We start from the raw sequence: 10,376 nt of genomic DNA on the forward strand, positions 1-10,376 counted from the left end.
AAGGTATCAAATCTCCCCACTTTCGTATACGTAAGCTTTTTCGGGATAATTTCAAACTGTAATTTTTTTCTATTTACCACCTTAAAAGAGCTTGTTAAATAAGATTTTTGGCGAATAAAACGTTAAATAGTTTAAAATTATCAGATAACACTAGATATTTTAGTCTATTAATTATTATAATAGAGTATGAGATGGTTATATAATTGAGACAAAAAAGGTAAATACCTAGGTGGGGCCTAGGCGGTGTTTTCTTTTTACGGCTTAGATATAGTGAACACCTATTCTTTTTTGCCAATATAGGGGATGGAGAGATTATCATGAGCAACATGCAGCAAAAAACAGACGTTATCTTAATTGGTGCAGGAATTATGAGTGCAACGTTAGGCTCATTACTAAAAGAATTAGCACCTGAATGGGAAATTAAAGTTTTTGAAAAACTCGCAAGTGCCGGGGAAGAAAGCTCTAACGAATGGAATAATGCAGGTACAGGGCATTCTGCGCTATGCGAACTGAACTATACTTCCGAAAAATCTGACGGATCTATAGATATTAGTAAGGCTGTAAAAGTGAATGAGCAATTCCAGCTTTCAAGACAATTTTGGGCATATCTTGTAAAAAGCAAATTAATTCGCAATCCACAAGATTTTATTATGCCTCTACCTCATATGAGTTTAGTACAAGGCGAAAAAAATGTTGAGTTTCTAAAAAACCGTTTTGAAGCGCTTTCAAAAAATCCACTGTTTCAAGGAATGGAATTTTCCGATGCTCCTGAAACATTAAAAAAATGGCTTCCACTCATTATGGAAGGACGTACACCTAACGAACCGATGGCTGCAACGAAGATTGACTCTGGAACAGACGTTAACTTCGGTGCATTAACTCGTATGTTGTTTGATTACTTACAAACGAAAAATGTCGAGCTAAACTACAAACATAGTGTCGAAAATATTAAACGCACGAAGAATGGTTTGTGGGAAGTGAAAGTACACGATATGAATAGTGGTAAAATTGAGCATCATACTGCAAAATTCGTCTTTATCGGCGGCGGTGGCGGTAGTCTACCTCTACTACAAAAGACTGGCATTCCTGAATCAAAACATATCGGTGGATTCCCAGTAAGCGGACTATTTATGGTATGTAAAAACCAAAAAGTTGTCGAGCAACATCATGCAAAAGTATACGGTAAAGCTAAGGTTGGCGCTCCGCCAATGTCTGTTCCTCACCTTGATACGAGATATATAGACAATAAAAAAGCTTTACTATTTGGACCGTTCGCAGGGTTCTCTCCTAAGTTCTTAAAAACTGGCTCAAACCTTGACTTAATTGGTTCTGTAAAACCAAATAACGTCTTAACGATGTTAGCTGCCGGTGTAAAAGAAATGGGATTAACAAAATACTTAATTCAGCAAGTTATGTTATCACATGAAAAACGTATGGAAGAATTACGCGAATTCATTCCGAACGCGAAAAGTGAAGATTGGGATATTGTAGTTGCTGGTCAGCGTGTACAAGTAATTAAAGATACTGATGCTGGCGGTAAAGGAACACTTCAATTCGGTACAGAAGTTGTTAGTGCGGCTGATGGATCAATCGCAGCGTTACTAGGTGCATCACCAGGTGCTTCTACTGCTGTTCACGTCATGCTTGAAGTATTAGAAAAATGTTTCCCAAGCCGTATGGTAGAATGGGAAGGGAAAATAAAAGAAATGATCCCTTCTTACGGCATTTCACTGACAGAAAATCCAAGATTGTTCCAAGACCTACACACTTCGACTGGTCGTACACTTGGATTAAATGAAAAAGAAACAGTTCATAACTAATGAAGAAATAAAAAAACGTCCGATATATTCGGACGTTTTTTCGTTACTAGAAATTATATTTATCAATATTCTCTTTCGTAAATACAACTCGCTCTGGCAATACGATAATTCCGTTTCCTTCTGCCTCATAATCGTAACCTTGGATAGAGTTTGGTTCTACTTTCACTTTTCCGATTCCTTTTACTTCGAAGCTATCCCCTACTTTTAACTTCTTCCCTTTTACTACTATTTCATTTGCTACATACGTTGCAAGTGCGCCTTGCTGTTTTACATCCCATAATCCAAATTGTTGCACTGTTCCTCGTTTTACGTAATCACGCATAACGTTTGGTGTAGAGAAGCCAGTTACGGCTACTTTTCTATCCATTTTCAAATTCTCAGCCGCTTGTGCCATCGCTGGTAGTGCCGTTGCATCCGGGCAAATGACTGCATTAATATCTGGGTACGTTTTTAATATGTTCTCCCCTACTGATAAAGACTTTTGCGCATTATTTTCACCGTATTGCGTCGTTACAATTTCCCAGTTCGGATATTTCTTTTTAATAATTTCTTTCGCTTTCGTTACCCATTGGTTTTGATCCGTTACTGTTGGACTAGAATAAAAGAAGGCTACTTTTCCTTTATCTCCAATTTGCTTTGAAGTCATTTCAATTAATAAATTAGCAAGTTGGTCTGGTGTTCCTTGGCTTATATAAAATGAACGGTCTTTCGGATTCACATCAGAGTCCCATGTTAACACCGTCATCCCTTTTTTCTTAGCTCGTTGTAATGATTGTGATAGACCATCTACCGATGTAGATGAGACCATAAGTGCATCATAGTTTTGATTAATAAAATTGTTTATATATTTCACTTGCCCTGATACGCTTGCTTCAGAGGGTCCATCATATTTCACTTGTACGCCTAGTTTATCTCCCATCTCTTTTGCTCCTTCACCGCCCGATGTAAAGAAGCCAACTCCAGTTAGTTTCGGGATAAATGCAAATTTCACATCATCTGCGTTCTTCTTATCTGCCGTTTGACTAGAGCAAGCTATTAAACCAATTAAACAAATGCACACTATTAATAGAATCCCCAGTTTTCTCTTCATGACATTTCCCCCTTATGCAAGTTCTTTCTTTTCCACGGTGTGAATTAATGTAATTTGAAATGTCTCATAATAACTGAAAGAATAAGAATAATACCAATAACTACGTTAGATTGTTCATTTGTTAAACCCGTCATTTGCAAGCCATACTGCATTAGCCCTATAAAAATACTCGCCAGTACTGTACCGATAATGCTTCCTTTTCCCCCTGTAATAAGTGTCCCGCCTAATACGACTGCTGTAATGATTGGTAAAATCGTTTCACTTCCCATATCAGCACGTGCGGAACCGAAATATGCAGTTAAGAAAGCGCCTCCTAATCCACCTCCTAACCCGGAGAGTATGTAAGCAATGATGACTACTTTTTTCGTTTTGATCCCAGTGTATTTTGCTGCGTTTTCGTTCGCTCCTGTTAATTTTACGTGGCGCCCATATACAGTTCGGTGAAATAATAAAGTACATAAAACTGTTAATACGATCAGTATCCATAATAAATTCGGTATCCCTATAAAACTACCATTTGCCAGTTGTACAAATTCTTCAGGTAAACCACTTATCCCTTCATATCCAGAAGCACCTGCCCCTCCTGAAATGACGAGTGCAATTCCGCCGTATAAAAACATCGTTCCAAGTGTAACGACAAGTGGCTCTACATCTGTCATTTTTATAATGATTCCGTTTAAAGCTCCTGCTAAACAACTGATTATAAGAGCTATTATGACCGCTAGCAAAATAGGTATTCCATTCATCCAAAGTACACCGATCAAGATCGAAGTGAGCCCCATTATTGAGCCGACCGATACATCAATTCCTCCTGTTACAATAACGAAAGTCATTGGTATCGCCGCGATTGCGATAAAAAGAAAATCATTTGTACTAAAAAGGAGATTACTAATATTTAAGAAATCACTATTTATAAAACTAAAGAGAATGAATTCTAAAAGAAGTAATACGATTAGAACACCTTCCCATCTGTATAAATACTTCATAGATTCATCCTCCTTTCTGCCTTCCACTTTTTCATAACACTATCTAATATGACGATTAGTAATAATAAGAAACCTGAAATAGCATTATTCCAAAATGCTGGTATTTTTAAAAAGACGAGTGAACTGCTTATCGCCTCTAAAAATATCGCTCCTAATACAGCTCCAACTATAGAACCCGTTCCTCCTTTTAAATGAACTCCCCCTAGTACCGCAGCTGCGATAACCTGTAGTTCTATACCCGTTCCTGTTTGATTTGGAACGAATCCGATATTCATAACAAATATACAACCAGCAAGCGCAGCGCTTATGCCTGAAATCATAAACGCATATATCTTCACTGTATTAACAGGTATACCAATGAGTCTCGCGCCATCTTCATTATCACCTACCGCATAAAAGTATCTTCCCAATGGCAGTTTACTTAAAAAAAAGTATAGTAGTAGTAAAATAATAAGAACAACCCATACAATTATGGGCAAACCAAGTATGACGATAGATGACAGTTGCTTAAAATCGTTTGGAATATCTTCAATCCACTTTCCGCCTGTGAAAATTAACATCGCACCTCTAATGACCCCTAACATACCTAATGTCATAATAATAGCTGGTACCCGAAACCTCGCAACGCCAATCCCATTTGCGAATCCTATAATAGCACCAAGTAAAATAGCAGCCGTAATAGACAAGAATGCATGATATCCATCCGTTAACAACATCCCGCAAACCGCTGCACTTAATCCCATAATCGAGCCAACTGATACGTCTATATTTTTCGTAAATAAGACGAACGATTGGCCAATTGCTATCACGACTAAAATAACGCTTGATTTCATCATTAAAGATAACGAGTTAAGCTGAACGAAACTTGGATTTATCATTCCGACAATGGCAATGTAAATGAGTAATAACAGTATGATAGATGTTTCGTGCATTTTATACACACGTTTCATTCCGTTACACCTCCGTATGCTAGACGTGTAACTGCTTCTACATTTATTTGTTCTTTCTCCAGATGAGAAACAAATTGTCTATTTCGCATTACATATACACGGTTTACTAATTGAACAATTTCTTCAACATCTGAAGAGATTAATAAAATTGCGAGTCCTTCCCTTTTCATTTTTTCTATCGTCTCATATACTTCAATCCTTGCTTTCGCATCAATTCCGCGTGTCGGTTCATCAAGAATAATAATTTTCGGATTACACGCAAGATATTTTGCCAGCACGACTTTTTGCTGATTACCTCCCGATAAAGATGCTAGAACTTCATCCATGCTTCGTACAACAATTCGAAACTGTTCTATATACGACTTCAATAAAGCGCTTTCTTTTTCTTGATTAATGAAAAAGCGACTATTCTGATGTAAACTTGCTGCAGTCATATTTTCTTTAACTGATGCAATTGAGAAAATCCCATTTCTTGCTCTATCCTCTGGCACATAAACTAGTCCTTCGCTTAGTCTTTTATGCAAAGAGCATGAATCAATTGATTTTCCTTCTAATAAAATAGAACCTGATTTTATAGACTTCAATCCAAATATGGTTTCTGCTAATTCCGTTCTGCCTGATCCAACAATGCCAGCAATACCTACAATCTCTCCAGCATGTACAGTAAATGATATATTTTCGAATGCGTGACTCGTTACATTAGTTACTTCTAATATTTTTTTCGTTTCTTTTGAATCTCGCACTATTTCTCTTTTCTCTTCTTGTTTATATCCTTTTGGCAATAACCCCTCCATCAACATGTCATATGTATAGTCACATACATCACCTTGGCTTACAATCATTCCATCACGTAATATCGCTACTTTGTTGGCAATTTCAAAGATTTCTGGAAAGCGATGCGTAATATATATCATTCCAATTCCTTTTTCTTGTAAACTTTTCATCAGCACAAAAAGACTCTTTATTTCGTGAGTTGTTAATGTCGATGTTGGCTCATCTAAAATAAGAATCTCGGCTTCCCGTATTAATCCTCTAACGATTTCTACTAACTGTTGCTGCGCAATGGATAGTGATTCTCCTAGTTCTTTAAGATCAATATCCCACCCTAAACTGTCCATCAATTGCTGAATCTTTACTTTTAATTCCTTTTCCTTCCCTTTTAGTCCGATACATATATTTTCTTCAATGGTCATATGCGGAAAAATGAGTGGTTCTTGTGGTACTAAGTAAATCCCGTCTCGGTGTGCTTCTTTCGGATTTACAAACTGTTTCCTCATTCCTTTTACATACATTTCTCCACTATCATACGAATATAACCCCGTTAATATTTTCATTAATGTTGATTTTCCAGCACCATTTCCTCCAACTAAAGCGTATATATCGCCACGCTCTACTTGTAAGTTCACTTCTTTTAGCACAAGTTGATTTGAAAACGCCTTACTCATTTTCTTTACTTGTAATAAGGGTACGCTCTCCACATGATGTCACCTACCTCTATTCAGAACATTTTTTGAGAAAATGATTATTTGTTCTACTTGTTTTGTAGCATTGTATATTCCTTTTTTCATATCTAGAACACTTTTTTCACCAGACAATTAATCGTTTCAACTGGAATAAACAAAATATATGGCACATATGTTTAAGCAGTGGTCAATTGTTGAAAGGGATGAAGAGTATGACACAGCTGAACTTTGAAGAGAATTTATTAACGAAAGTAGCTTGGTACTATTATAAAGACCAATTAACACAACAGGAAATTGCTTCGCTTCTTCACATTTCAAGAAATAAAGTCGTCCGATTATTAGATAAGGCACGCAGTGAAGGTATCGTTACATTTCACGTAAAAGGAACTGGTTTACACTGTTTAAGTATTGAGCGTGACCTAATGAAAAAATTCCACTTAAAAGATGCTTTTATTATCCCTACTCCAATAAACAATTATCACGCTTCTCTCGGAAAAGCTGCTGCACAATATTTAGAAACTCAGCTCCAGCAAGGTGATTTACTCGGCATTGGCTGGGGCGAAACGATTAGCAAAATGCTAGAAAACATTCATTTTGAAAGCTCTATTAATCTTTCAATCGTAACGCTAACTGGCGGAGTAAATCACTATCTTCCAAGAAAACAAAACTATTTACACTACCTGCAAGGCGATCTTCACATTATCCCTACGCCGTTTCTAGCATCTACAACCGAAATGGCACAAAGTATTCTATCAGAACCGAGTGTAAAAGATATGCTTCATGTCGCCTCACTTGCCCATACAGCAGTTGTCGGTATTGGAGGATTATCTCAAGACGCTACGATTGTAAAGGAAGAAAAGTTAACGCTACGTGAGATGACATATATTCGTAGTCAAAACGGAGCTGGTGATATTTTAGGGCAGTTTTATAATACGAATGGTGATTTATTAAAGCTCCCACACCATAATCGACTAATTGGTACGCCGCTCTCGATTCTGCGCAAAATGAAACATGTCGTTGGTGTTGCTGGAGGTACAGAAAAGATAGATGCAATTTATGGTGCCTTAAAAGGAAAGTTCATTCACACATTAATTACCGATGAGGAAACGGCCCTCTCCTTATTACGAAAGGATGGTGATTGTTAATGTCTCATTTATTAGCTTTTGATGCTGGTACAGGAAGCATTCGAGCTGTTCTTTTTGATTTACTAGGTAATCAAATTGCAGTCAGCCAAAAAGAATGGGTTCATAACACAGATCCTCTTTACCCAGGTTCTATGAATTTTGATGTAATAGAAAACTGGAAGCTAGTACAACAATGCACGAAAGAAGTTTTACAAAGAAGTAATGTCTCACCCTCTTCTATTCAAGCTATTAGCGCTACTAGTATGCGAGAAGGTTTTGTTTTATATGATAAAGGTGGGCAAGAAATATGGGCTTGCGCAAATGTTGATGGGCGCGCATCCGCTGAAGTTAGTGAACTAAAAGAAATTCGGTCACATCTTGAAGAAGATTTATATACAAGATCTGGGCAAACTTTTTCATTAGGTGCTTTACCCCGCCTACTTTGGATTAAAAAACATGAACCAGACGTCTATAGCAATATTCATTCTTTTACGATGTTAAACGATTGGATTTTATATAAATTAAGCGGCGTACTGCAAATCGATCCTTCAAACGGATGTACATCCGGTATTTTTGACCTACAAAATAGAGTATGGGATAACGATGTCGCTATCAAGTGCGGTTTAACATTGCCATTTTCACCAATAGTAAATGAAGCTGGTACAGTAATTGGTAACGTCACAAAAGAGTGTGCAGCATTAACTGGATTACGTGAAGGAATTCCTGTCGTAGCCGGGGGCGGAGATGCTCAAATGGCATCGCTCGGAACTGGAGTCGTGAAACCGCATCAAACGTTAATATGCGGAGGTAGTTTTTGGCAACAAGAAGTGAATGTTACTGAGCCAATAACGGATCCATGTGCTGCAATTCGTATAAATTGTCACGTCGTACCTAACCTATGGCAATATGAAACGATTGCCTTTTTCCCAGGACTCGTTATGCGCTGGTTTCGAGACGCTTTTTGCCAAGAGGAAAAGAAACTTGCTGACAAACTCGGTGTAGATGCTTATGAATTACTAGAAGAACAAGCAAAAGACGTACCTGTCGGCTCACATGGCATTATCCCTACCTTTTCAAACGTAATGAACTACATTTCTTGGCGTCATGCCGCACCTTCTTTTTTAAATTTAAGTTTAGATGCTGACAAATGCGGAAAAAAAGAACTGTTCCGTGCTATTGAAGAAAATGCTGCCTTCGTTACACTTGGCAACTTACAATTAATAGAAAATCTCACAGGGACATTCCCTTCTGAAGTCATTTTTGCTGGCGGTGCTGCTAAAGGAAAACTATGGCCACAAATTTTATCAGACGTACTCGGTATCCCTGTAAAAGTACCAGTTGTGAAAGAAGCAGCTGCTTTAGGAACTGCGATTGCTGCTGGAGTTGGTGCTGGCATATATTCATCTATGGAAGAGACTGCCGAACAGTTTGTACAGTGGGAGCAAACATTTGAACCAGTTACTGAAAATCACGAACTATATAAAGAGTTCTATGAAACTTGGAAAACTGTGTATGACAGTCAGCTCGCTTTAGCTGATAACGGGCTCACCTCACATATGTGGATTGCGCCTGGTGCACTGTAACATATTACATAAAGGAGTGAACTGTATGTTAAAAGCGAATGAAAATGACTTCTCCTATCGCTTCGGTGATAACGGACCAAAATATTTAATACAAGGTCCGAATATTGATCTTGGCCTTGTTGTCATTCAGCCTGGGCAAGAGTTTCAAAACCATTATCATACGACGTGCGAAGAGGTCTTTTATGCATTAGAAGGTGAAATAGATTTCTATGTAAATAACGAAAGAGTTCCAATGAAACAAGGTGATGTCCTGCAAGTTCGTCCTCATGAATCTCACTATCTTATTAACCATTCTGACAAACCTTTTAAAGCAGTTTTTATTAAGTCACCACATTTACCAAATAAAGATACGGTACAAACGGAAAATCCAACATTAACGAAGGAGTGATTTGAAATGACTTGGGGATTTAAAAATAGATTAAATACAATTTTACCTGATGGCAGAGCGGTTATGTTAGCGATAGATCACGGCTACTTTTTAGGACCAATTCATGGGCTAGAACAACCACTTGAAACAGTTAAAAACTTACTTCCTTATACGGATTCCCTCTTTTTAACGCGCGGTGTACTTAGTTCCTGTATTCCTGAAAACTGCAGCACACCAATGGTTATGCGTGTATCAGGCGGAGCTACTGTCGTCGGTAAAGACTTAGCGAATGAAACAATTGTTACACCTGTAAAAGAAGCAGTAAAACAAAACGCAATTGGCGTCGGTGTTTCTGTTTTCGTCGGATCAGACTATGAAACACAAACCGTATCAAATCTCGCAAATGTAGTTTCAGAAGCTCACGATTATGGTCTGCCAGTACTCGGCATTACCGCAGTTGCGAAAGAATTACAAAAACGTGAAGCACGCTTTCTAGCACTCGCTTCCCGTGTATGCGTTGAAATGGGTGCTGACATTATTAAAACGTATTACTGCGAAGGATTCGAAAAAATAACGAGTACTTGCCCTGCCCCAGTTGTAATCGCTGGTGGTCCAAAACTAGATTCAATTGAAGACGCATTAAACATTACGTACAATGCACTGCAAGAAGGCGCAATCGGCGTAGACATGGGCCGAAACATATGGCAATCTGAACATCCTGCTGCGATGATTCAAGCGATTCATGGTATTGTGAAGAATGGATTGAATGTGAAAGAGGCGCTGGAATTATATGATGATGTAAAAAACTAAGGTAATAGATAGAGTATTACACTTAAATAAATACAAAATCAATATTTACCATAATAAGGAAAAGCCCATATGTAACATATGGGCTTTCTCAGGCTGTGGAGAAAGTCTTCTCCACAGCCTGTTTTTGTGTCTGAGCCTCTTTTTATGTGTCAACACTGATAAAAAGAGGAAAAGGAGAGATTT

General features: G+C 37.9%; 9 protein-coding genes. 5 read left to right on the forward strand and 4 right to left on the reverse strand.

The genetic code is table 11. From position 1 onward, the window contains the following. Positions 1–317: 317 nt before the first annotated feature. Positions 318–1,820 carry a malate:quinone oxidoreductase gene (locus ACUXEY_RS22330; protein WP_000069157.1) on the forward strand — a complete coding sequence of 501 codons (1,503 nt, stop codon included), beginning with the start codon at positions 318–320 and terminating at the stop codon, positions 1,818–1,820. Positions 1,821–1,866: 46 nt separating this feature from the next. Here ACUXEY_RS22330 and lsrB read toward each other — a convergent pair whose 3' ends face one another. Genes lsrB through ACUXEY_RS22350 form a run of 4 tightly spaced genes read right to left on the reverse strand, consistent with a single transcriptional unit; the run spans position 1,867 to position 6,324 of the window. Continuing rightward, positions 1,867–2,910, reverse strand: coding sequence for an autoinducer 2 ABC transporter substrate-binding protein LsrB (gene lsrB / locus ACUXEY_RS22335; RefSeq protein WP_461301630.1), 1,044 nt, complete (start codon positions 2,908–2,910; stop codon positions 1,867–1,869). A gap of 44 nt (positions 2,911–2,954) precedes the next feature. Continuing rightward, a complete protein-coding gene (locus ACUXEY_RS22340) occupies positions 2,955–3,896 on the reverse strand; it encodes an ABC transporter permease (RefSeq protein ID WP_461301631.1) in 942 nt (313 codons plus the stop codon). Then, positions 3,893–4,846, reverse strand: coding sequence for an ABC transporter permease subunit (locus tag ACUXEY_RS22345; protein ID WP_461301632.1), 954 nt, complete (start codon positions 4,844–4,846; stop codon positions 3,893–3,895). Before ACUXEY_RS22345 ends, ACUXEY_RS22340 begins: the two co-directional genes overlap by 4 nt. Next, positions 4,843–6,324: a sugar ABC transporter ATP-binding protein gene (locus ACUXEY_RS22350; protein ID WP_166704668.1), complete on the reverse strand. Its 1,482-nt coding sequence runs from the start codon at positions 6,322–6,324 to the stop codon at positions 4,843–4,845. Before ACUXEY_RS22350 ends, ACUXEY_RS22345 begins: the two co-directional genes overlap by 4 nt. A 197-nt stretch (positions 6,325–6,521) precedes the next feature. Here ACUXEY_RS22350 and ACUXEY_RS22355 point away from each other — a divergent pair, with 197 nt between their 5' ends. Genes ACUXEY_RS22355 through lsrF form a run of 4 tightly spaced genes read left to right on the forward strand, consistent with a single transcriptional unit; the run spans position 6,522 to position 10,193 of the window. Next, positions 6,522–7,454, forward strand: a complete 933-nt coding sequence (locus ACUXEY_RS22355; protein ID WP_461301633.1) for a sugar-binding transcriptional regulator — start codon at positions 6,522–6,524, stop codon at positions 7,452–7,454. Further along, positions 7,454–9,016 (forward strand): autoinducer-2 kinase, encoded by a 1,563-nt coding sequence (gene lsrK, locus ACUXEY_RS22360; RefSeq protein ID WP_461301634.1) that lies wholly within the window; start codon positions 7,454–7,456, stop codon positions 9,014–9,016. Before ACUXEY_RS22355 ends, lsrK begins: the two co-directional genes overlap by 1 nt. A 25-nt stretch (positions 9,017–9,041) precedes the next feature. Continuing rightward, the gene (locus ACUXEY_RS22365; protein WP_000909989.1) at positions 9,042–9,404 is read left to right on the forward strand and encodes a cupin domain-containing protein; all 363 of its coding nucleotides are present in this window, start codon (positions 9,042–9,044) and stop codon (positions 9,402–9,404) included. Positions 9,405–9,410: 6 nt separating this feature from the next. Continuing rightward, a complete protein-coding gene (lsrF, locus tag ACUXEY_RS22370) occupies positions 9,411–10,193 on the forward strand; it encodes a 3-hydroxy-5-phosphonooxypentane-2,4-dione thiolase (protein WP_000219772.1) in 783 nt (260 codons plus the stop codon). Positions 10,194–10,376 lie beyond the last annotated feature (183 nt).

The organism is Bacillus sp. F9_6S_D1_P_5, assembly GCF_054823925.1.